At 39.3% G+C, this 21,967-nt stretch carries 20 protein-coding genes and 1 pseudogene; 13 read left to right on the plus strand and 8 right to left on the minus strand.

Features of this window, described 5'->3' with window-relative positions:
• The first annotated feature begins 31 nt into the window (after positions 1 to 31).
• The 4 genes from AC6CHS_RS09920 to AC6CHS_RS09935 all read left to right on the plus strand — a co-directional run bounded on the left by AC6CHS_RS09920 (position 32) and on the right by AC6CHS_RS09935 (position 5,803).
• A complete protein-coding gene (locus AC6CHS_RS09920; protein ID WP_498235852.1) occupies positions 32 to 952 on the plus strand; it encodes a carbohydrate ABC transporter permease in 921 nt (306 codons plus the stop codon).
• Positions 953 to 963: 11 nt separating this feature from the next.
• A complete protein-coding gene (locus AC6CHS_RS09925; RefSeq protein WP_036575769.1) occupies positions 964 to 1,800 on the plus strand; it encodes a carbohydrate ABC transporter permease in 837 nt (278 codons plus the stop codon).
• 63 nt (positions 1,801 to 1,863) lie between these two features.
• Positions 1,864 to 5,010, plus strand: coding sequence for an alpha-mannosidase (locus tag AC6CHS_RS09930; RefSeq protein WP_498235853.1), 3,147 nt, complete (start codon positions 1,864 to 1,866; stop codon positions 5,008 to 5,010).
• 49 nt (positions 5,011 to 5,059) lie between these two features.
• Entirely contained in the window at positions 5,060 to 5,803 is a 744-nt protein-coding gene (locus AC6CHS_RS09935; RefSeq protein WP_498235854.1) for a basic secretory protein-like protein, read from the plus strand.
• Positions 5,804 to 5,992: 189 nt separating this feature from the next.
• Here the strand turns inward: AC6CHS_RS09935 and AC6CHS_RS09940 are convergent, their stop codons facing one another.
• Both AC6CHS_RS09940 and ytvI read right to left on the minus strand, forming a co-directional pair.
• Positions 5,993 to 7,192: a cytochrome P450 family protein gene (locus AC6CHS_RS09940; RefSeq protein WP_498235855.1), complete on the minus strand. Its 1,200-nt coding sequence runs from the start codon at positions 7,190 to 7,192 to the stop codon at positions 5,993 to 5,995.
• 112 nt (positions 7,193 to 7,304) lie between these two features.
• Positions 7,305 to 8,453 carry a sporulation integral membrane protein YtvI gene (gene ytvI, locus AC6CHS_RS09945; protein WP_106897644.1) on the minus strand — a complete coding sequence of 383 codons (1,149 nt, stop codon included), beginning with the start codon at positions 8,451 to 8,453 and terminating at the stop codon, positions 7,305 to 7,307.
• A gap of 182 nt (positions 8,454 to 8,635) precedes the next feature.
• Here ytvI and AC6CHS_RS09950 point away from each other — a divergent pair, with 182 nt between their 5' ends.
• Both AC6CHS_RS09950 and AC6CHS_RS09955 read left to right on the plus strand, forming a co-directional pair.
• Entirely contained in the window at positions 8,636 to 9,664 is a 1,029-nt protein-coding gene (locus tag AC6CHS_RS09950; protein ID WP_498235856.1) for a TDT family transporter, read from the plus strand.
• Between the two features lie 12 nt (positions 9,665 to 9,676).
• Positions 9,677 to 9,808, plus strand: coding sequence for a hypothetical protein (locus AC6CHS_RS09955; RefSeq protein ID WP_498235857.1), 132 nt, complete (start codon positions 9,677 to 9,679; stop codon positions 9,806 to 9,808).
• Between the two features lie 44 nt (positions 9,809 to 9,852).
• Here AC6CHS_RS09955 and hmpA read toward each other — a convergent pair whose 3' ends face one another.
• Positions 9,853 to 11,076 carry an NO-inducible flavohemoprotein gene (hmpA, locus tag AC6CHS_RS09960; protein WP_498235858.1) on the minus strand — a complete coding sequence of 408 codons (1,224 nt, stop codon included), beginning with the start codon at positions 11,074 to 11,076 and terminating at the stop codon, positions 9,853 to 9,855.
• 134 nt (positions 11,077 to 11,210) lie between these two features.
• Here hmpA and AC6CHS_RS09965 point away from each other — a divergent pair, with 134 nt between their 5' ends.
• Together AC6CHS_RS09965 and AC6CHS_RS09970 are read left to right on the plus strand one after the other, a co-directional pair.
• On the plus strand, positions 11,211 to 11,657 hold the full coding sequence (locus AC6CHS_RS09965; RefSeq protein ID WP_498235859.1) for an RrF2 family transcriptional regulator: 447 nt from the start codon (positions 11,211 to 11,213) through the stop codon (positions 11,655 to 11,657).
• A 437-nt stretch (positions 11,658 to 12,094) separates the two neighbouring features.
• The gene (locus tag AC6CHS_RS09970) at positions 12,095 to 13,111 is read left to right on the plus strand and encodes a 2,3-butanediol dehydrogenase (RefSeq protein ID WP_498235860.1); all 1,017 of its coding nucleotides are present in this window, start codon (positions 12,095 to 12,097) and stop codon (positions 13,109 to 13,111) included.
• A gap of 152 nt (positions 13,112 to 13,263) precedes the next feature.
• Here the strand turns inward: AC6CHS_RS09970 and AC6CHS_RS09975 are convergent, their stop codons facing one another.
• On the minus strand, positions 13,264 to 13,554 hold the full coding sequence (locus tag AC6CHS_RS09975; protein WP_498235861.1) for a hypothetical protein: 291 nt from the start codon (positions 13,552 to 13,554) through the stop codon (positions 13,264 to 13,266).
• A 182-nt stretch (positions 13,555 to 13,736) separates the two neighbouring features.
• A pseudogene (locus AC6CHS_RS09980) lies at positions 13,737 to 14,170 on the minus strand (GNAT family N-acetyltransferase); the annotation flags it as partial.
• 455 nt (positions 14,171 to 14,625) lie between these two features.
• On the opposite strand from AC6CHS_RS09980, the gene AC6CHS_RS09985 reads away from it, so the two are divergent.
• Positions 14,626 to 14,841: a hypothetical protein gene (locus AC6CHS_RS09985; protein ID WP_498235862.1), complete on the plus strand. Its 216-nt coding sequence runs from the start codon at positions 14,626 to 14,628 to the stop codon at positions 14,839 to 14,841.
• 379 nt (positions 14,842 to 15,220) lie between these two features.
• Here the strand turns inward: AC6CHS_RS09985 and AC6CHS_RS09990 are convergent, their stop codons facing one another.
• Positions 15,221 to 16,129 (minus strand): helix-turn-helix transcriptional regulator, encoded by a 909-nt coding sequence (locus AC6CHS_RS09990; protein WP_498235863.1) that lies wholly within the window; start codon positions 16,127 to 16,129, stop codon positions 15,221 to 15,223.
• A gap of 76 nt (positions 16,130 to 16,205) precedes the next feature.
• On the opposite strand from AC6CHS_RS09990, the gene AC6CHS_RS09995 reads away from it, so the two are divergent.
• From AC6CHS_RS09995 to AC6CHS_RS10010, 4 genes are all read left to right on the plus strand, one after another.
• Positions 16,206 to 16,661, plus strand: a complete 456-nt coding sequence (locus AC6CHS_RS09995; RefSeq protein WP_498235864.1) for a VOC family protein — start codon at positions 16,206 to 16,208, stop codon at positions 16,659 to 16,661.
• Between the two features lie 533 nt (positions 16,662 to 17,194).
• Positions 17,195 to 18,583: a PepSY-associated TM helix domain-containing protein gene (locus AC6CHS_RS10000; RefSeq protein WP_498235865.1), complete on the plus strand. Its 1,389-nt coding sequence runs from the start codon at positions 17,195 to 17,197 to the stop codon at positions 18,581 to 18,583.
• 21 nt (positions 18,584 to 18,604) lie between these two features.
• Positions 18,605 to 19,075: a FixH family protein gene (locus AC6CHS_RS10005; protein WP_498235866.1), complete on the plus strand. Its 471-nt coding sequence runs from the start codon at positions 18,605 to 18,607 to the stop codon at positions 19,073 to 19,075.
• A 303-nt stretch (positions 19,076 to 19,378) separates the two neighbouring features.
• Complete coding sequence (locus tag AC6CHS_RS10010; protein WP_498235867.1) at positions 19,379 to 20,302, plus strand: LCP family glycopolymer transferase; 924 nt, start codon at positions 19,379 to 19,381, stop codon at positions 20,300 to 20,302.
• A 121-nt stretch (positions 20,303 to 20,423) separates the two neighbouring features.
• On the opposite strand, the gene AC6CHS_RS10015 is transcribed toward AC6CHS_RS10010, so the two are convergent.
• Together AC6CHS_RS10015 and AC6CHS_RS10020 are read right to left on the minus strand one after the other, a co-directional pair.
• Positions 20,424 to 20,627, minus strand: coding sequence for a hypothetical protein (locus AC6CHS_RS10015; protein WP_498235868.1), 204 nt, complete (start codon positions 20,625 to 20,627; stop codon positions 20,424 to 20,426).
• Between the two features lie 97 nt (positions 20,628 to 20,724).
• Positions 20,725 to 21,861, minus strand: a complete 1,137-nt coding sequence (locus tag AC6CHS_RS10020; RefSeq protein ID WP_498235869.1) for a response regulator — start codon at positions 21,859 to 21,861, stop codon at positions 20,725 to 20,727.
• Between the last annotated feature and the right edge of the window lie 106 nt (positions 21,862 to 21,967).

Below are 21,967 nucleotides of genomic sequence, written 5' to 3' on the forward strand. Positions count from 1 at the left end.
CTCCCCCTTCACAATGCAAGGGGTGAACACAATGAGACAGTTAGCCAATAATGGAAATAAGAAAAGGAGAGGCAAGCAAATAAACAAGGAGACAAGTGGATGGTTATTCGCAGCACCTTGGATTATCGGTCTACTTTTGTTTTACATTCTACCATTAGTTGTATCAATTTATTTTAGCTTTACCTCTTATTCTATACTACAGCCGGGTGAATTTATCGGTTTCCAGAACTATAAAGAATTAATGAATGACCAGCTATTCTTTAAATCTATCTATAATACAGTATATTTCGCTATTTTCTTTGTCCCATTGAGTATTATTTCAGGTGTAGCTTTAGCCATGCTGTTGAATTTGAAAATAAAAGGTATGACAGTTTATAGAACCATCTTCTTTTTACCGACCTTGGTTCCCCATGTCGCTATTGCTGTTCTTTGGATGTGGCTTCTAAACCCTGGGTTTGGGCTTGTCAATGGGTTTCTCGATATGATTGGCATAAGTGGACCTGCCTGGTTAGGAAGCGAGGAGTGGTCAAAGCCATCCTTGATTTTTATGTCGCTCTGGGGAATTGGGCAAGCTGTTGTGATTTATTTAGCGGGACTTGGTGATATCTCAGATGAATATTATGAAGCGGCAGAAGTCGACGGAGCAAGCTGGTTTCGAAAAACCTTTCATATCACCATTCCATTACTTACACCGGTTATATTTTTTAATCTTGTAATGGGTGTCATTGGAGCGTTTCAACAGTTTACTTTGCCATACACCCTTACACAAGGACAGGGAAAACCAGCTAATTCCCTAACCTTTTATGTCATGTACCTTTATGACAATGGGTTCAAATATTTTAAGATGGGATATGCCTCCGCCATGGCGTGGATTCTATTTGTTGTCATCATGCTGTTAACGGTCCTAATATTCTGGTCTTCCAAGCGCTGGGTACACTATCAAGGTAAATAAGGAGGAGAGTAATGAACCCTACTCATGTAAAAAAGGGAAAGAACGCTGTTGCACATGTCTTTTTAATTATTGCCTCTATATTTTTTTTAGTGCCGTTTATATGGTTGGTTTCCACATCATTAAAACCAATTGATCAAGTATTTACCTTTCCACCCGAATGGATTCCAAAACCGTTCGAATGGGAGAACTATAGTAGAGCAATTGAATACATTCCTTTTTGGAAGTATTTGTTTAATACCTCTGTCATCACGATATTAAGTACATTAGGAGTCGTTCTATCATGTCCACTCGTTGCCTACAGTTTTTCTAAATTAAAGTGGAGAGGGAGAAATGTCCTTTTCGCTTTAACGCTGGCTGTTATGATGATTCCTGCTCAAGTTACCATGATTCCTTTATTTCTTCTGTTTAACAAATTAGGGTGGGTCGGGACGTCACTACCACTCATTATTCCGCAGTTCTTTGGTGTTCCATTTTACATATTTTTGTTACGGCAATTTTTTATGGGATTACCAGATTCCTTAAGGGAAGCAGCCAAAATGGATGGTGCAAGCGAGCTTCGAGTTTATTGGCAGATCATGCTGCCACTAGCCAAACCAGCAGTTCTTGCAGTTGGGCTATTCCAATTAATGGCGAGTTGGACCGATTTTCTTGGACCTTTATTATATTTAACAAATGAAGATTCCTATACGCTCTCCCTTGCTTTGCAGCAATTTCAAAACAAACAAGGTTCAGAATGGAGCTTAATGATGGCTGTCTCAACGTTAATGACGATCCCAATTATTTTACTATTCTTCTTTCTACAAAAGACATTCATTAAAGGGATTACGTTTAGTGGGATTAAGGGTTAATTGGATGGAATGGAACACTGGAATTGGCGAAAACAACAAATGAGAAGGAAAAGAGGAGATTAATTGTTTCAAACGGAGAAAAAGCTTTTATCAAGAATTGCCGAATTAGACCAATATCGTTATAGGGAGAAAATTGAGATTCCAATTTTTCAGTTTCAATTAGATACAGAAGGAGTCATAGGAGCCACTCCACCAATTGAAGGGGAATGGACAACAATCGAACTAGGAGATACGTGGTCTGGGAGAGATCTATATGCTTGGCTTGCAACAGAGGTGGAGATTCCAAAAACGTGGCAGGCAAAAGAGGTAGTAGGAGTATTTGACTTTGGGGTAACAGATGGGGGGACGAATGCTGGTTTTGAGTCCCTGTTGTATGTGAATAATTCGCCGTACCAGGGTGTGGATGGAAATCATAAAGAGGTTTTCCTTTCAAATGAATTAGTAGGGAGTTCTGTGCAACTCACTTTCCGACTATGGTCAGGATTGGAGGGAGGAGGGCGACCGAAAAAACAAGATCATCAAATAAAAAAGGCATTTATATCCTGGCTAGATAAACATGTCGATGATTTATATTACACAGGGAAAGCTGTCCTGCAAACCATAGAAATGCTAGATAAGCACAACCCGATCCGAGAGGACTTGTTATTATCTTTAAACCGGGCAGCTAACCTATTGGATTGGGTTTCACCCGGGTCAGATTCATTTTATCAATCTACTAAAGCTGCGATCGATTGTTTACATGCTGGATTGGAGCAGATTAAAAAACACCATTCCGTTACCGTACATGCAGTGGGTCATACACATATTGATGTTGCCTGGTTATGGCGTTTGAAACATACGCGAGAAAAGGTTGCTCGATCCTTTTCTACAGTGCTTCGCTTAATGGAGAAATATCCGGAATACACCTTTCAACAGGCACAGCCCCAACTTTATGATTTTATTAAACAGGATTACCCATTTATCTATGAACAAATGAGGCAGCGTGTTAAGGAAGGTCGTTGGGAACCTGAAGGAGGAATGTGGCTAGAGCCAGATTGTAACCTTCCGTCTGGGGAATCATTTGTCCGTCAATTATTGCATGGTACCCGCTTTTTGCGTGAAGAGTTCAATGTGGAGTGTACCTATCTTTGGTTGCCTGACGTGTTTGGCTATAGCTGGGCATTGCCCCAAATATTGAAAAAGTCAGGAATTCAATCTTTTGTTACAACAAAAATCAGCTGGAATCAGTACAATCGAATGCCGCATGATGTGTTTAAGTGGCGCGGGTTAGATGGAACAGAAATACTAACCTACTTCATAACTACACCTTATCCTGGACGAAAAGGATGGGGCGCAGATTACAATGCGTCTATAAGTGCTGAAACAATGCTTGGGGCATGGGAGGCTTTTCGTGATAAAAATGTAACAAAAGATATTATGATCACCTATGGACACGGAGATGGAGGAGGTGGAGTGACGCGGGACATGTTAGAAATGCGCCGGCGCTTAGATGCTATGCCTGGGATGCCAAATGTAGTACCAAGTAAAGCGGTGGATTATTTGCAAAAGCTGCAAAAGGATGTAGAGGAAACAGAGGGATATGTCCACTTGTGGGACGGGGAACTTTATTTAGAATTCCATCGGGGAACCTATACCTCTCAAGCATATAACAAGAAATCAAATCGCAAGTTGGAACTCTTGTATAAGGAAGTAGAACTAGAAAGTGTACTATCGAGTGTCATTACGGACAATTGGGAACAATACCCGTTGACACAACTAAACCAAGGGTGGAAAGTCATTCTAAGAAATCAGTTTCATGATATTCTCCCAGGATCATCCATTAAAGAAGTTTATGAAGATAGTAGACTTGAATATAAGGAAGCTGAAGACATAGCATTATCTATCAAAAACACAACAACAGAGGGTGTAGTGGCCGAAGCGGCTGGTTGCTATACAATCATTAACCAATCTTCTTGGAATCGTCAGTCGCTAGTTAAGCTACCAGTTATACCAGGGGAAGAATTAGGGACTTGGTTTGATGGATCGCAGCAGCCTTTGATTGCAGAAAAGTTGGATGGGTATTGGTTGGTAAAGGTAGCGGTACCTTCACTAGGAATCACAACCGTATACTTCAAATCGAACCATCGCAAAAATGAAGAGTCAACAACCCCAATTGAAATACTAGGTAATGGAGTTAGAACTCCATTTTATGAAATGGAATGGAATGAGTCGGGTCACCTTACGCAAATTTTTGATATAGAAAACAACCGCAACGTTTTAAAAGGCAGCCAAAACGGAAATGTCTTTCAAATTTTTGAAGATAAGCCAACACGCTGGGATGCATGGGAAATTGATATTTTCTATCTTGAAAAAATGAAGAAAATAGAGAACGTGCAGGAAATAAAGGTGCTAGAAGTCAATTCACTTCGGGCTGTAGTCCAATTTACGTGGAAATACAACCAGTCTCTCATTAAACAAAGAATGGTAGTTTATAGTGATAAGCGCCGAATAGACTTTGAGACTTGCGTACAGTGGCATGAGGTTAACCAGTTACTTAAAGTGGCATTCCCGGTAGATATTCGTTCAATAGAAGCTACCTTTGATATTCAGTTTGGTAACGTAAAGCGCCCTACCCATTGGAATACCAGCTGGGATCTAGCCAAATTTGAAACAGTAGGTCATCAATGGGCTGATTTAGCCGAGGAAGGATATGGGGTTAGTTTATTGAACGATTGCAAATATGGCTATGACATTAAGGATGGCACGATGAGGTTGACTCTATTGAAAGGTGCAACTTTCCCAGATTATACACAAGATCAAGGAGAACATACTTTTTCATATTCCTTACTTCCACATAAAGGGGACTGGATAGAAGGAAATACGGTTCAAGAAGCTTCAGATCTAAATCAACCTTTGTCCTATTTTCCAGGTGAATCTACAGTGGGTGACTTAAGTCTATTTTCAATATCAACTGATCACGTTATTGTCGATGCTGTAAAGAAAGCAGAGGATAGCGACAAAATAGTAATTCGGCTACATGAATATACAGGAAGAAGAGGTCCTGTAACGATCACATCAGGAGTCTCTATTAAAAGTTGGCAAGAATGTAACTTGATGGAGGAAGCAACAGGGGAAGTTTCGCTGGATGAGAACTTAACATTTTCTATTACTCCCTATGAGATTAAAACGTTTCTAGTAGAATTAAAGGAGGGGAAAAGCAAACCTTGCTAGAAAAATAGGGAGAAATATATTCCTTACTAAATAAATAGGAGGTAGTTTTATGAAGAAAATTGTGAGCAGTTTAATTTGTACTGGACTATTGGTGTGTGGTTTTGGGGGTTTCGCTAGTGTACATGCAGAAGGAGTAACGAATGAGCTGAACAATTCCATCCAGACAACAAATGAGTATGAAAAAAGAGGTTACAGTCTTCAAGTTATAAATAGGGAAACAGATCCAGCTATGGAACCGATTATTGATGAGTTTGTTAACCTGTACTTCAAAGTTTATCCGAAATTGATAAAAAAGTATGCATATAATCCAAAAGAAGCAAGTAGAGAGGTGATCCTTGAATTTGATCCTGAGTATGACGGTGTAGCATATGCAGACAATGGCAAGATAGTTGTTAGTACTGACTGGATTCTTACTAACCCTGATGACGTGGCTCTTTTCACACATGAGTTAACTCATTTAGCTCAAGCATATCCAACATACGATGATGAAACATGGTGGATTACCGAAGGAATTGCAGATTATACTAGATATATTTATGGACCACATAATGGGAGTTGGAGGTTGCCAGAAGAAGTAGAAGACACTGACAACTATGACAGTGGCTATCGTGTAACAGCGCGGTTTTTCCTATGGATTACCCAGCATAAGAATCATTTCGCTGTTGACATCGTAAATAGGAAGATGCAAAACGGCACATTCGATCTTCAACTGTTTGAGGAGATAACAGGGAAATCAATTGAGGACTTATGGGAAGAGTACGTTCAGAACCCTAATGTGAGAACCCACTATTAAGGGACGCAAACTAATATAGTTATAAAGGGAGAACCATTTATTTATCGATACTTGCTGGGGGTATGCCCTAATTGTTAATAAGAAAAAGCGGATTACTTCCCTAAAGGAGTTAATCCGCTTTTTCTAACTAATGTGAGGAAAACCACTGACTTTTAACTCACGCACTCTTCTCCAAGATAACCAACTTTTCTAATTCAATAAAAGCGGTAATTCTCTTACCCCTCTTACAATCATCCCGGTGCGCCATTCTAAATCGTCTTTGTTTATGTTCAACTGGGCATTCGGGTATCGTTTGAAAAAGCTGGCAATGGCAATTTCTCCTTCTAGTCGAGCGAGTGGTGCGCCTAAGCAAGCATGAATTCCTTTGCCGAATGCAAGGTGTTTACTTTTTTCTCGGGTGATATCCAGTTGATCAGGATTTTCAAATTGGCTGGGATCATGGTTGGCTGCGTTAAGTATGACAATTACTAAATCCCCTTTTTTCATGGCTTGATCTTTAAACACCATGTCTTCGCTTGCCCAGCGAGATGTACTGTATTCAACAGGATCATTAAATCGAAGGGTCTCTTCGATTGCTGATTTGATCAATTCAGGTTGCTCTTTCAGTAATGCAAGTTGCTCCGGGTTTTCGATTAACGCCATAATACTGTTCCCGATAAAATTCACCGTTGTTTCATGGCCGGCAATAATGAGGAGGGATACGACGCCGTATAACTCTTTCTCGGTTAGTTGGTCGCCTTGTTCCTCGGCGACGATCAACTTACTAATAAGGTCTTCCCCTGGATTTTTCCTTACCGTTTCAAATCGATCTCTGAGGTATTGAATGAAATCTTGCATATGCTTCTGAATATCCTGGGCGTATGCTCCATTGGATCCTTCAATCATCGAATTTGACCAAATGCGAAAACGATCGCGATCCTCTGTAGGAATACCTAACATTTCACAAATGACAATGATAGGGAGTGGAAAAGCAAACGCGTCAATTAAATTGACCGTTTTCTGACCGGCGATTTCATCCAGTAATTCATCCGTAATCTCTTGAATGCGATCTCGCATGCCTGCAATCATTTGTGGTGTGAACGCTTTGGAAACTAGACCGCGCAAACGGCGATGGTCTGGCATGTCAGCAAAAAGCATATTCTCGCTAAATATGCTGCCATAATCGGAGTCATCCTCCTCGTACAGCTTCCTATAATCTTTCACGAACTTCTGGTTCTTCAGTGCTTCTAATGCGTCATCATAGCGTGTTATCATCCAGGCATACTGACCGTCCGGCAACAATACTCGTGCCACCGGTTCTTCATTTCTTAATTGTGTGTATGCAGGATAGGGATTTGGTGTGAATGCTTTTGTGAATAAGTTGCTTTTTACCGTTTCTATGGAGCTCATTTCGATTGTCCCCTTTCAGGTAAAACTATTTCTACTTCAGCATAACATACGCTACCATTTTAACGCTTGATTCCTCGGAACTAAAAAGCCTGTAGCATCTTTATAATTGGGCCTATTTCCTACGTTCCTTCACACTATCTGGTTCTTCTTTAAATCCGAATTTAATAAAATTCATGAGATCTCGGACGACTCCGATGTCTTTAAATATGATAAAAATGACAAGGATGATGGGACCGAGAAAAACGCCTACCATTCCAAATAACTGTAAACCAACGAATAAGGAGATCAAGACTGCCAGTGCATCAAGGTTCATGCTAGAGGACAGGATTTTTGGCTCGATTGCTTGGCGAACTCCAGCGGTGACACCATATAAGATGGCAAGGCCGATGCCCATCCCGATATCTCCTGTGAAAAACATATACAAGGCCCATGGCCCTAAAATGGTTCCCGAACCGAGATAAGGAAGAATTTCTGCAGCTCCTACTACGATGGCAATGGCCAAGGTATGTTCTGTTCCCAGTATGAGTAACCCGATAAACACAATTATGGAAGCAATAAACATAAGCAAGATTTGCGCGCGAATTAGTCCCCAAACACGGTATCTCAGTATATTTCGAAAGGATTTAGCTTTATCCCAGACACTTACAGGCATTTTTGTGCGGACTCTTGTTACTATTTTCTCCCAGTCTTTTCCGATGAAGTAAAAGCCAATAAATACAAACAGAAAGGCGAGGAGAAAGGATGGAACGATAACAAATAGCTGTGTTAGTCCATTAACTAGTCCACTCCCAATCTCAGCAATGGAAGAAGCTAGTCGTGTTCCCATAGAAGAGATACTCTCCTGAAGTGCAGACTGTTGCTCACTAGAAAAGACATTCATAAATTCACCAAGTCTTTGCCATATCGGTAGAATGGAATTATTGAAAAAGTCTTGAGCCTGGCCAGTGGTGCTCTGGATCCAATCCGGTATAATTTTGGAAAGGCTCTTCACTCCCCAAATAATTAAGAAGACCAACCCAGTAATCGCTCCGCCTAGTACGGCGAGACTAATTAATAACACTACAAATACAGCTAGCGCATTTGGGAGGTGAATTTTCGAACGAATCAGGCGGACGAGTGGATAAAACATCCATACGAGCAGGGCAGCAATCCAAAAAGGATAGGATATTTTAAATACCCAAGCCGCCACCCAACTTAACGCCAGGACAGAAAAGAGGACAACGATAAATCTTGCAATAATGATAGCTTGGTTTTTTGTCATGGTTACTCCTCCAACTTCTTTTAAACTTTGGTTAAGTATTTCTATTATCATATCAAAGATAGCCTGAAGAAAGTATTACAAGCAATTACGTCATCTAAGAGGTACCAAATATGAAAAATAGATACCCAAAAAGATTTTGTGATAAAATGATTTCTGCAAGTAAAGGAAATTAGGTGTCATTCATGTTATCTATAGATAAATTAAAAATTATAAATCCTGCAGCCGGCACGATAGTAATGGCGATCGGGATCTTTCTCTTTTCTGCTATGGACGCCTTCGGGTTGCAGGAAGGATTGCGAATAGTGCTTGTCACGGCTTTTTTTATGCTTGGTTTGTTTATTTATACATTGCTAACCGTACAGATTTTTCGTAAGGGTTTTTTCTACCCTTTTATAAATAATCCAGTGAATTCCTTTTTGATTGGATCCTGGATAGCAGGAATTGCGATTATATGTGACGTTGTAATGAAGTATTTCCCTAAATTTGATTTCATTACGCAACTTATTGCCGTAATCAATAGTGCAATATGGATATGCTTTGTTATTCTATGTATTTATCAATTCAAACAGCTTTTCAAAAAGTATCACGTCTACACAATCCATGGGGTGCTGTTATTATCGGCAGTCGCGACGCAATCTGTGGTTATATCATGGTTTCAGGCTTTTTCAAGAGTCCCTCTTCCATTAGTCGTGTTTATGATTAGCCTTGGTTTTAGCTTCTATGTTGTTGGAGTTGTCTTCATTAGTTTACGCTATTTCACAAATACATGGACGCTTGCCGATGACTGGGCAAACACAAATTGCATTCTACATGGAGCTTTATCGATTACTGGCCTTGCGCTTGTTTTTTTCCAGCTCTTGTCTTTGTCGTTCTTGACCGTATTTTGGGTAGTTGTTTTTATCATTTTTATCTTAGTAGAGGGCATAGAGATAGGAAGAGCAATCAGCAGAATTACGAAATATGGCTGGAAGAAGGGGATCTTTACCTACCATATTAGCCAGTGGTCAAGGAATTTCACCTTTGGCATGTTTTATGCCTTTACCTTGTCGTTGCAAAGCGCGCTTTCAGAGGCAAGTCAGATATATCGTTTGCAGTCTGCATTCTTACAGGTGTGGGCATGTGTTGTTTTAGGTTTGCTTGTAGTGGAAATAGTGCTGTGGGTTGGGAACCTTTTTTCGAGGGGAAAGAGACTAGAAAAAAGCAGTGTATAAGGGGGGATTGAGATGGAGAAAGAACGTGTTGGTGCGTGTGTAGAATGCGAGAAAGTTGTGTATTGTCACGGTGGCTTTTTAGAAGGAGTGCAGGAAGGAAATGAACTTTTCTGCTTAACTTGTTATGAAAAGAAAAAAAGTTGACTTCCGTGGTAGAAGGCAACTTTTTTGTGGCTTAGGTTAATGGGTTAGGCTGTTATGTCTGCTGCTGGGCCGAAGATTTCAAAGTGAATTGCTTCATCTGTAACGTGCATTTTTTTCAATGCAAGGTACATGCCGCGCATAAATCCTTTTGGTCCACAGAAATAAAACGCAGAATCTGTTGTAGGGATAATGCTTCTTAACCATTCCTCATCAATTCTTCCGTGTTTGTCACAAGATACAGGATCCTGTGGGTTGTCGTATACGAAGTAATGTGTCACATTATGATGAGAGCTCGCTAAGGTTTCCACTTGTTCTCTCATCGCATGGTGCTTACTTGATTTTGCTGCATGGATGAAAATGACCTCGCGCTCTGGGTGTTCTTTTAGAGTAGTTTCGAGCATGCTCATCAATGGTGTTAAACCAACTCCGCCGCTTATCAGAACAAGCGGTTTTTGCTCTTTATTTAAAGTGAAATCACCAGAAGGAGCAGTGATTGGAATGATATCTCCAGCACGAACTTGCGTGTGCAAGAATGTTGATACGACACCAGCTGGAAGGTTATCAAGTGCATCTTCCCGTTTTACACTAATGCGATAATAATCTTTACCCGGGGCGGTGGACAAGCTGTATTGACGCAAATGGTCGTATGGATCATTTTCGATTTGTGCTTTTACGGTAATATACTGGCCAGGCTCATAGGCTTGGATTGCCAGCCCGTCTGCTGGTTTTAAATAGAAGGATGTAATAACATCGCTTTCTACAACTTTTTTCTCTACGATGAAATCACGGAATCCTAGCCAACCACCAGGCGTTTGCTCGGTTTGGTCATACATCTCTTTTTCTACTGAAATAAAAACATCCGCGATAACACCATATGCTTTGCCCCATGCTTCAATGATGTCGTCAGTTGCAGCATCGCCAAGTACTTCTTTAATAGCTAGTAATAAATATTTCCCTACGATAGGGTATTGCTCAGGCTTAATGTTTAAACTTCTATGTTTATGTGCGATTTGCTTCACATGTGGCAGAATTTCTTCCAGACGATCAATGTTTGCCGCAGCAGCATACACCGTATTGGCTAATGCTTTTGGTTGATCCCCTTTTCGTTGGTTCGTTTGGTTGAAAACATTTTTTAATTCAGGATGTTCTTCAAGCAATCTTGAATAGAAGTGTTTTGTAATGCTTTCTCCATGTTCCGCTAATACAGGAACCGTTGATTTAATAATGTCCATTGTTTTTTGATCTAATAATTCTGTTTGAGTTGTCATAAAAATTCGCTCCTCGTAAAAGGTGTATTTTGAATACATCTTTATTGTAAGACGCTTTATTGTCTTTTACAATGGGGTTTAGGTAGAAGTATGTTACAATAATGTGAAAAGATGAACAAGAGGATGTGCTTGCCATGAACTTAAAAAAATACACGGATTATTCCTTGCGTGTCTTAATTTTTACTGGATTAAAACATGGCGAGGAACGTGCTAGAATAAAAGAAATTTCCGATGTCTACAACATTTCGCAAGAGCATGTGAGAAAGGTTGTGCATGATCTTGTGAAACGAGGACTTATAGAATCCACCAGAGGAAGAGGTGGGGGGATCAGGCTGGCTAAGCCTGCACGTGAAATCAATATTGGCCTGCTGGTGCGTGACTTGGAACAGGACTTCGCACTATTGGAATGCTTTGATAAAGGAACAAATCATTGTGTCATCTCTCCAGGCTGCAGCCTAAAGCATGTCATCAATAAAGCGCTCGGCACATTTTTTAAAGTGCTAGAAGAATACACGCTCGAGGACCTGATTCATAATGAAGAAGAATTAAAAGCATTGATGGGAATGGGGAATAGCGATTAATGGTATTTGGGCGATAATATTTTGCCTGAATGGCGAAAAGCTTTGATAGACACGTGAAGTTGGTTGATTGGAAATGCAACTTGGTCGATTCAAAAACATGCCCAAAGCAAGCATATAACAAAAGCGGCTCACTTATGGAGCCGCTTTTGTTATATGAGCATTTTCACCAATCAATTTCCTCATACTCTGGATAGTCATTGCTATAGACAACTTTTAATATTACTTGCACTGTTTCCTTATAATGTTTTAATACTTTTTCCAGTCGTTTGGTTACAATGGAAAGTTAACATGTGCTTTGGACTTATGATATCTCTATAATTTCGACAATTTTCAACAAAATAATACAATTTTCTTGTTTCTCTGTCTCCTATTACAGTACAATTTAACTATATTACTTACTTAATCTAGTAATATAGCAGGAGAAGGGGGAAGTTACGATGAAAGCATTAGTTTATTATGGTACAAAGAATGCCAAGGTAGAAGAAGTTCCTACACCAGAAGTAACGCAAGGCACAGTAAAAGTAAAAGTGGAATATGCGGGTATTTGCGGTACAGATTTACATGAATACATGCACAAATCTTTTGTTACAGCTGACAAAATGATCTTAGGCCACGAGTTTACTGGGGAAGTAGTTGAAACGGGTGAAGGTGTGACAAGGTTTAAATCAGGTGACCGAGTAGCAGTGGAACCAATTTGGGGATGTGGAGAATGTGCATCTTGTAAAAAAGGAAATTACAATACGTGCCCTAACATGGAATCTTATGGTATCCATGAAGATGGAGGATTTGCTGAATACATAGTTGTGAAAGAAGAAAATGTATTTGTTCTTCCAGAGAGTCTTAGCTATGAGCTTGCCGCATTGGTAGAACCGACTGCAGTTGTGCTACATGCCGTACGTAACAGCGAATTTAGAGTAGGGGACAAGGTTGCGGTATTTGGCGCAGGTCCAATTGGCTTGTTGTTATCTGAAACATTACGAGCTGCTGGTGCGAGCAAGATTTTTGTTGTGGAAGTAAACGAAAAACGACGCGAGCTTGCGAAGGAAATGGGAGCTGACGTTGTAATCGACCCTTCTAAGGAAGATGCTGTGAAGATCATCCAAGAGATGACAAATGGTGGCGTTGACGTTGCTTACGATGCAGCTGGTATTGAGGTGACGTTCAATAATGCATTGGATTGCACCAAACCGAATGGCGAATTTATGGTCGTAAGTGTCTTCTCTAAACCGGTTTCCTATCATCCTGCAACACAATTAATTACGGAAAAGAAAATTACTGCATCTTTAGGATATAATCATATCTTTGGTGAAGTGATTGATCTTTTAGCAAAGGGCTCTATTAATGCTGGCCCTGTTATCACGAATAAAATTGGCTTAGATGAAATTATTGAAGAAGGCTTCGATAAATTAATCGAAGACAAGTCTGAATGTAAAATCTTAGTGAGCCCGAAATAGAATGTATGAGTAAACGAAATAGCACTTTTCCCTTATAGGTAAGGGGGAAGTGCTATTTTTATTTTTTGAAACATGTCCAAAGGAAAAGCCAATAGCGACTTGCGAATGCAGCCGCTATTGCTTAGTTACGATTTAATATAAAAGCCACTTACTTATTTCTTTAAACAATCCAATAATGTATATCCTAGAACAATTCCAGTAATGGTTTGTATTATTGGTGTTCCTTCCATCATGATTAACGGTATTTTAATAATTTCTGCTGCAGCAGTATAAGGCAAAATGGCCATTGCTATTACAAACAAGGTTGGAATTGCTATTGCCACAAACTTGATCCAATTAAATTTCCATGGTCTATTCTGCTTTATTTCAATGAACAATTCTGGCAATCTCAGAAGGACTCCTATAACGATTGGAAAGATGATGCCATATAGTACGACAGGCATGAGGTCATAGTTCATACTTGCTGTTTCTTCTAACCAAACTTGAAATTTAATTCCTACATATACAATAAAACCAATACCGACCGTGAATCCGAAATAGTATAAAAACCTTTTAATAAAACCGTCCCCCTTGGATAAGATCGATCTTACTTATATATATGAGAATCAGTACCCTTATGTCTACATTATATTTCAAAGGAATGAATCAAGCATTCTTCATTATCAACTATTTTCTCCTCTTCTTTATAGTCAATATTAAGTTCTAAAAAAGTCTTTTTCCAAAAGTGGACAGCAGGTATATTTTCTGTTAGCTCCACAACAAAATATTTCCCTTTTTTCTGGTTAAACAATTCTTTTAATATTGCCAGGGCAATACCTTTCCTTCTATATTTTTTCAAAATAAAAATGTCGTTGATACTGTAATCATAATCTCTTTTTAAGAAAGGCTTTTCTAAGAGCAATAAAAATCCCACAACCCGCTCATTTTTTTCAAAAGATATGGTGTCATCCCTGTGCTCTCCCATATTAAATCAAAGGAATCAAATTCGAAAAAGCCATCTTCTGATATCTCCAAGCCCTCGGTAAACTCCGAAAGGTCATGTAAATATAGGGAATATAAAGTGAAACTTCATTTGGTGGGGGTTTCCCTACCTCGCCCACCAAATGTTAGTTGAACGAATCGGACCTTTACTGGCAGTTGATCCCCCACTTAGAACGCTTGATTGCTTCCCACATTCTTGAAGTGGGGGTTTTACTGCCAGTTGAGGCGGGATAAATTTTGAAGAATATGTTTTTCATCCTTGGAAATGGACTGAAATGAGATAGTCATGGTTAAGCCTCTTTTACGGTTAGTTAAACCCCTTACTTAGTTAATTCTACAGAGCCGTAGATTGTCCTTCTTCCATTTCTTTAATTGGCATGTGCTGGTACTAATTGGGGAAGGAACATTTTTATTCATTTGATTGGTATACATTACTGGAAAATAACGGTACACTTTATTTAACTCATTATTCTAATAATTAATTAGATTGGAAGACAGGTAAAAAAGTCAATGGATAGAAGGAGGTCGAGACGATGAAAGTGGCACTACTTTTCTTACTGGGTATATTAACCGGGTTTCTATTATCGAGTTTGTTTAACTCGTTAGGGTTACCGAACTTTAGTGATTTGTTTGAAGTTATTTTCGGTGAGCCAAACACAGTATCCATCCTTATTGTAAGTGTGCTCCTTATTCTACTTTTCTCTCTAACGGTTCGAGGATTAATAAAGCAGGTAAAGGAAGAAAAATGACGGAGAAGTAGCTTTAAAGAGGTTTTCTTTATATCAATTAACGGGCGCTATTCCTGAACGAGGATTAGCGCCCGTTATTTAGGGCAGAGCAGTTATAAAATTTTCAGGAGCGAAAAGTTGAACAAAACATCGAGATCGAACAATAAATTTACTGTCAAACTAAGACGGAAAGCTATTGCAATCAACTTATTTATTGTTTAGAGGAGTGTTGATATTGAAAGTTTGCGATAATGAAAGCGGAAATGCAAAATTCAGCAGATTTAACAGACAAATGGTTGGGGAGGACAATGGTCGCCTAACAATTAATTATTAGGATAGCAGTAAAAATTGAATTGAAAGGATTTCTCATGTAAACGCCCTTGGACCGATTTACCTCGTCTTATTTGTATAGTTTTACTGCTACCTCCAGAAAATTCACATATTTTGTAATAAACCTCTTAGGCTTTAAAATCTTAACCTTATTACCGAATCCAGCTAAAAATTGATAGGCATATTGATTATCGGGCAATTCAATCGTTGCAAGGTAACTTCTTGCAGAATCTTTTTTAACAGCATTTTTTCCGTATCTTTCGATAAATTGATCTCTTACAGCAACATCTATCGATAGCTGAACATGAACCAAACGTATTTGTTCATCGTATTGTTTTTCATCTTTAATTTTCTGAACAGTCCTTGGCACAAAAAAACCGTCTTTTTGGATATTTAGTATCCTCGTCAACTTAAATGTTCGATAGTCTTGTCGTTCTAAACTAAAACCGAAAAGATACCAACGCATCTCCCTAAGATGTACCTTATAGGGTTCTACTACTCTGTATGTTTTGTTTCCTTTTTGATCCACATATTCCATTTTTAATAACCAATTGTTATCAATTGCTTGCCTGATAAATAAGATATCTTCGTTGATTTGGCTTCTTCCCGACCAATTATAGAAATTTAAATCAAGTGTTGGAGAAATATCTGCGTTGGTCATTCCTTTGATTTTTTGAATAGTCGTTTGAATCTCTTGATTCGTAATCAGTCCCTCAAAGCCACCTAAAGCTACGAGTATATTTTCAATATCCTTGTGATTTAGTAATCGTTTATCGAATTTATACTCTTCCATTAGGGCATAACCCCCTTCAGCACCAAATTCTGCATAAATAGGGATGTTTGCGTAACTTAATGTTTCCATATCACGTTGAATCGTTCGTTTTGTTACATGAAAAAGCCGGCTGAATTCTGACGCTGATACAACTTCTTTTTGTAACAAAATCATCACTATAGAGATAAGTCGCTCAATTTTTTTCATAGTTTCCTCCAATATACGACATACATATGTCGCCTATTTCCCATTATACTTCAAATATAAAAAGGAGGAATAGAATATGAAAGCAATAACTTATCTACAATTTGATGGAAGAGCAGAAGAAGCGTTGTCCTTTTATGAAAAGGCATTACCAGCAACTAGCGTGAAAATGGTTAGATTTGGTGCTTTTGGTCAAGATCCAACTCCGCCATTAACTGAAGAGGAACAAAACATGATTATGGAATCACGTATTGAGTTTTTAGGCAATATTTTAATGATCTCTGATGTTCCACCTTTTATGCAAGGTGCCACAGGTGAAATCACAAAAGGGAATACTGTCTTAATCAGTATTATTGATGCTGATTCAGAAATGAATAAACAAATTTTCGAAAGGCTTTTAGAGGGCGGAACTGTGCTCGTCCCGATATCTTCTACACCATGGTCAGCAAGTTTTGGAATGGTAGTCGATAAATTCGGGATAATGTGGAAGTTTAATAGTGAAGCAAGTAAATTTCTAGATGGTTTTGTAGATTAATCTAGTATTATTAGGGGTCTCTCCAACACTTTGACGGAGCATCAACAATAAAGTATTTCCATATCAAGGCTCTGGGATTCCTACATTATTAAGGGATTTCAGGGCCTGTTAAATTTGCTGATATTCTACAAGGACTAACTTAAAGAAAGGGAATGAATGTTTGAAATAAATAACGTTTGTAGTACCACAATCGGTCGTAATTGCGGTATATCAATTAGATCTTGGGGAAAAACAATTAATCATGAAAGAATGGAAGATCTAATTATATTATAGATTTCACCATAAGATCGTGTTAATGTTAATTCCCCCAAAACCCCTGCAACTACACCTTTCGCGTATCTTCTTGTCTGAAATGTTACAGATTAACAATTGTTAACAAAAAACCTCACTAATTCTCTTGCTTATTGATTCATAACAAAATAACATGTACGGTAAGTGATCTAAAATGGAACGAGTAGCGTTAGCTAAATAGGAATATTTATCTCACCTAAGTTCATTCCTTCATGAAACTAGAAAAGTATAGGAGCAAAATTATGGATCCCATAAAAAATGAAATGTCCAATCAAGTCTCTGAAGATAAAACAAAAAAGAAACAGAAAGCTTTATTCTATAAAACGGTATGGAGATGGCACTTCTATGCGGGTATTATTATCGCACCATTCCTACTGATTCTTGCCGTGACGGGAAGTATCTATTTATTTAAACCACAGATTGAAAACATAATTTACGCTGGTTATTATGATGTCACACCACAGGATGAGAGACTTGCAGATTCTGAGATCTTAGAAGAAGCGAAAGAAACTCATCCAGGTGCGGTGGTCACTAGTTTTCGGCCAGGTGAGGATGATGCACGCTCAAGTGAGGTAGGGTTGTCGTCTGAAGGAGAAACACTGACTGTTTTTGTGAATCCTTATACAGGTGAGCCACTTGGTGAGCTAAATGATGAAGACCGCATCATGGATAAAATAGAGGAGTTCCATGGAGAATTAATGGTAGGAACGTTGGGTGATCGAATCGTAGAACTTGCTGCCTCATGGGGTGTAGTCCTCATTGTGACCGGAATTTTTCTTTGGCTTCCTAGAAAAAGAAAGACTTTGGGAGGCGTTGTCTATCCCCGTTTTCATAAAGGAAAAATGACGTTACGACGAGACTTGCATGCCGTTCCAGCGTTCTGGATAGCGGCAGGGATGTTCTTTCTAATCATGACAGGTCTGCCGTGGTCTGGCTTCTGGGGGACTAACTTCCAAACAATCGCAACAAATGCAGGAGTTGGTTATCCACCGTCCGTCTGGGTGGGCGATGCGCCTAGTTCTGGTGTGCAAACAAAGGAAATAGCAGATGTGCCATGGGCTGCGGAAACATTAGATGTACCGCAATCTGATTTACAGGGATTGGTACCTGCTTCGATTGATGATATTACGTCAACTGCCAAGCGAGAGGGTGTCCACCCAAGCTATGCGGTTATTTTTCCAAATGACGAAGAAGGAGTTTTCACGCTATCTGCTTTTCCACCTAAAGCACGAGATGAAATTACCATGCACCTTGATCAGTATTCAGGTGCCATTCTTGCAGATTATCGATATGACAATTATGAACCAATTGGAAAGCTGGTTGCGTTGGGCATCACGTTGCATAAAGGAACAGAGTTTGGCATCGTTAACCAACTTGTGAGTCTGGCAATTTGTCTTGGCATCATTTTTATCGTACTAAGCGGATTTTATTTATGGTGGAAAAGAAAACCAGAGAACGGAATCGGAGCGCCAAAGTCTGGTGGACTTTTTAATATGAAACTCTTTTTGGCCGTATTAATCTGGCTAGGAATCCTGTTCCCATTAGTAGGCTTGTCCATTATTTGTATTTTACTTATCGATCTCTTATTAATTAAACGAATACCTGCATTGCGACGGTTTTTCAATGCCTAATGATAGAAGGAGGCTTACACGATGAAAAAAGCTATAACCAGTTTGGTTCTAATTGTGCTCATTCTTGTGCTTGGTGCTTGTTCATTGAATACAGGTGTGGCAGGTCTTTATAAGGAAGAAACTCCTTTGCATGCTGATATTCAAATCCCGAAATCTTTTAAAGATAACGCGGAAGAGGTAATTTCTATTACACTGAAACAGAACGGGGAAAGCGTAGAGAACCCAGACTTTCTGCATGCGGAAATATGGAAGCAGGATGGATCCTTATCTTTTCCAATGGAAGAGGTAGAGCAGAAAGGAGATGGAGCCTTTTATGTGAAAAAGGACTTTGACGAGGACGGACTCTATTTTATAAAACTCCATGCTAGTTCTAATGGTTCGATCATCACACCTAAAAAGCAATTTATCGTAGGAGAGCTTTCAGATGAAGAACTAGAAATTTTGCAAGAGGGAGCCCAAGAGGAAGAAGTCGATCATGAGCATCATCACTAATCTAGGAGAGAGCGTATGGAGCATCGGCCATGAGCGAGAGAGTATCGCTCGAGAGTAAGGGGAGCATCGGCCTTGAGCGAAAGAATATCGCCCGAGAACGAGAGAACATCGCCCTGCAGCGAAAGAACATCACCCCTGAGTACCCCACCATCAGCCAATCTAAGTCTCCCGTATTATATAGTATTTTTTTGGAAATTGGTGTTGTTTTCTGTCTAGTTTTGTAGGTATAATAGAGTAGTGTTTATACAAATTATCGTTAAAAAATAACTACTATAAAGATTGAGTTAGAGAAGGGGCACAAATATGAGAAGGTCTGAGCGCAAGAAGCCAAGGAGATTATGGCTGAAGATACCAATAATAGTAGTACTATTGCTTTTGGTTGGAGTTGGGGTTTATGCATTTACCTTATACAACAATGCAAAAGATACAGTGAATGAAAAGATGAATGAGCCAATAGAGTCAATTGATACAGCAGTTACGAAGAAAAAGGTTAAGGATTTAGAGCCTTTAAATATTTTACTTATGGGTGTAGATGCAAGGGGAGCAGATAAAGGGCGTTCTGATGCTCTTATGGTTTTGTCACTTGATCCTGATTCAGATCGGATGCAATTGATCAGTATTCCACGTGATACAAGGGCAACGATTGTCGGCAAAGGTACAGAAGACAAGATCAACCATGCTTACGCATTTGGTGGACCGGACATGTCCGTAGCAACAGTAGAAAACTTCCTTGATATTGAGCTGGATTATTATGTCCGTATGAACATGGAGGGACTATCTGAGCTAGTCGATGAGCTAGGAACTATTACAGTGAACAATGAAATTGCTTGGAATGATGGGAAATATGACTTTACAGAAGGTCCTGTCGAGATGGATGGCGATAAGACGATGGCATTTGTCCGGATGAGAAAACAGGATAGCTCTGGAGACTTTGGACGTACTAAGCGACAGCGTCAGGTAATTCAAGGAATTGTAGATAGAGGGGCCTCGGTAGGCTCTGTGAATAAAATTGGTGGCGTGATTGATGTGCTTGGGAACAACATGGCGACAAACCTAGACTTTGAAGACATGAAAAATCTGTTCTCTAACTACAGAGGCGTCCGTAAAAATGTAGATAACTACATGGTACAAGGTAGCGGCACAACCATTGACGGTATTTACTATTACTTAGTGCCAGACGAAGAAATACAGAAAGTTCATTCCATGATTGCAGATATCAAATCATAAAGGTGAAAAAACAGCACGTTCCTTCTCAGGAGCGTGCTGTTTTTTAAAAATTTATCTGCCAATACAAGTACACAAAAAAAGCTCGGGCAACACGTCCCAAGCTTTTTACCATGAAACAATTTTACATTTCTTTAGACTTTAATATGAAATAATTCAATGGTCCAGCTAAAATCAATCCCGCAGCAGCTATACCTAAGAAAATTGCAGAGTATGATAGCAGTTCAATGTCCTTGACCAAAATATAATCTGTAATAATACGAAGCATGGTAACAAGGCTTGGAAATGCGAGCGTCCAAAATAACATGATTTTTAAAACTTTTGGCATGCTTTCTCCTCCCGTTACAACTATAAATTTATTAAACAATCCTGCTACATTATTCTAAGGATGACAATATTCATTGTCCTTAATGCTTCGGCCCTTTTTATATTTTACGTGCCAATCCCTGTTTCCAATTGGTATACCATTTTTCCATCGTATGAGGGATGGGGCTACCAATCTCCACAAGCGCTTCTTTGAAAAGCGTATATTGTCTTTCTGCTAATTTGTTTTTTCCCGTAAGTGCATAAAGCTTTATTAATTGGTAGTTGGCAATTTCGTCATCCGGATGCCTGCTGCAAAGCTGACGATACCAGTCTTCAGCTTTCGAGGTATCCCCTTGGTCATGATAATATGCGGCAAGCAGTTGGGCTGCTTCTATCCATTCCTGCTCCAGTCGAACGCGTTCGGCTTCTGCCCACAGATAACCATAATCCTCTAAATAGCCCCCTTGATACAAGGCCATACTCTTTTCAGCTTGGGAAATGGTCTCTTCGTCTATTGCGGAGAGGCTATTTAACCTGCGCTCCCACTCATATAAATCAATCAACGTATTGGCTAGGATAAGCATGTATCCACCCTGCACACTTTTCAGAGTGAGATATGATTTGAAATTTGATAGTGTCTTTCTTATATGATAAATCGTCGTGTAAAGCTGAGAAAATGCCTTCTCTTGATCAATTTCTGCCCACAATAATTCGGTTAACTCATCCTTGCTTACCGTTCTTCCTCGGTTGTGAAGCAAATATAGAAATAGTTCTCTTGCCCGTAATGTGCGCCATGTAATCATTTCGGCTTCCTTGTTTGTCAGGTTGAAAACTAATTCTTTGCTTACATTGATGTAAAGTGATGTTGGTTCTTCCGCGATCTTCCGTTGTTTCCCCTTTACTTTTGCTTCTGCGCGTTCAATGGTTGTCTTTAAGCGATCAATTTGCACAGGCTTTAAAAGATAGTCCAATGCGTGGACTTCAAAGGCCTGCACAGCATATTGGTTAAACGCAGTTACGAAAATAATTTCTAGGCTGGGATTCATTTCTAAAAGTTGTTCCGCTAACTGAAAGCCATTTCGCTCAGGCATTTCAATATCCATAAACACAATGTCTGCTTCTTTTATGAAAGAGGTATGACTGGAGGGATCGAAAAAGGTGAGTGTCTCTATGATATGTATGTTACTTCCCCTTTGAAGCTGCCGCTTAAGAAATCCTAATGCAAGTGGTTCATCATCGACTAGAACTGCTTTCATCATGACTTTCTCCCTGCCTTCTGTTCAAACATTTTCCAGTACTAACTTCTACCTCTAGCATAGACAATTTTCCTTTATTGGTAAAGGGGTTACAGGTTATTTCTGG

The organism is Oceanobacillus sp. GQ8 (assembly GCF_059758495.1).

Excerpts from the sequence above, each read along its gene's own strand:
- AC6CHS_RS09925 (WP_036575769.1), top strand. The coding sequence starts at position 964 with ATGAACCCTACTCATGTAAAAAAGGGAAAGAACGCTGTTGCACATGTC.
- AC6CHS_RS09970 (WP_498235860.1), top strand. The coding sequence starts at position 12,095 with ATGAAAGCATTAGTTTATTATGGTACAAAGAATGCCAAGGTAGAAGAA.
- AC6CHS_RS09990 (WP_498235863.1), bottom strand. The coding sequence starts at position 16,129 with ATGAAAAAAATTGAGCGACTTATCTCTATAGTGATGATTTTGTTACAA.
- ytvI (WP_106897644.1), bottom strand. The coding sequence starts at position 8,453 with ATGACAAAAAACCAAGCTATCATTATTGCAAGATTTATCGTTGTCCTC.
- AC6CHS_RS09955 (WP_498235857.1), top strand. The coding sequence starts at position 9,677 with ATGGAGAAAGAACGTGTTGGTGCGTGTGTAGAATGCGAGAAAGTTGTG.
- AC6CHS_RS10020 (WP_498235869.1), bottom strand. The coding sequence starts at position 21,861 with ATGAAAGCAGTTCTAGTCGATGATGAACCACTTGCATTAGGATTTCTT.
- hmpA (WP_498235858.1), bottom strand. The coding sequence starts at position 11,076 with ATGACAACTCAAACAGAATTATTAGATCAAAAAACAATGGACATTATT.
- AC6CHS_RS10000 (WP_498235865.1), top strand. The coding sequence starts at position 17,195 with ATGGATCCCATAAAAAATGAAATGTCCAATCAAGTCTCTGAAGATAAA.
- AC6CHS_RS09975 (WP_498235861.1), bottom strand. The coding sequence starts at position 13,554 with ATGCCTGTCGTACTATATGGCATCATCTTTCCAATCGTTATAGGAGTC.
- AC6CHS_RS09940 (WP_498235855.1), bottom strand. The coding sequence starts at position 7,192 with ATGAGCTCCATAGAAACGGTAAAAAGCAACTTATTCACAAAAGCATTC.
- AC6CHS_RS09985 (WP_498235862.1), top strand. The coding sequence starts at position 14,626 with ATGAAAGTGGCACTACTTTTCTTACTGGGTATATTAACCGGGTTTCTA.
- AC6CHS_RS09920 (WP_498235852.1), top strand. The coding sequence starts at position 32 with ATGAGACAGTTAGCCAATAATGGAAATAAGAAAAGGAGAGGCAAGCAA.
- AC6CHS_RS10005 (WP_498235866.1), top strand. The coding sequence starts at position 18,605 with ATGAAAAAAGCTATAACCAGTTTGGTTCTAATTGTGCTCATTCTTGTG.
- AC6CHS_RS09935 (WP_498235854.1), top strand. The coding sequence starts at position 5,060 with ATGAAGAAAATTGTGAGCAGTTTAATTTGTACTGGACTATTGGTGTGT.
- AC6CHS_RS10010 (WP_498235867.1), top strand. The coding sequence starts at position 19,379 with ATGAGAAGGTCTGAGCGCAAGAAGCCAAGGAGATTATGGCTGAAGATA.
- AC6CHS_RS09965 (WP_498235859.1), top strand. The coding sequence starts at position 11,211 with ATGAACTTAAAAAAATACACGGATTATTCCTTGCGTGTCTTAATTTTT.
- AC6CHS_RS09950 (WP_498235856.1), top strand. The coding sequence starts at position 8,636 with ATGTTATCTATAGATAAATTAAAAATTATAAATCCTGCAGCCGGCACG.
- AC6CHS_RS10015 (WP_498235868.1), bottom strand. The coding sequence starts at position 20,627 with ATGCCAAAAGTTTTAAAAATCATGTTATTTTGGACGCTCGCATTTCCA.
- AC6CHS_RS09995 (WP_498235864.1), top strand. The coding sequence starts at position 16,206 with ATGAAAGCAATAACTTATCTACAATTTGATGGAAGAGCAGAAGAAGCG.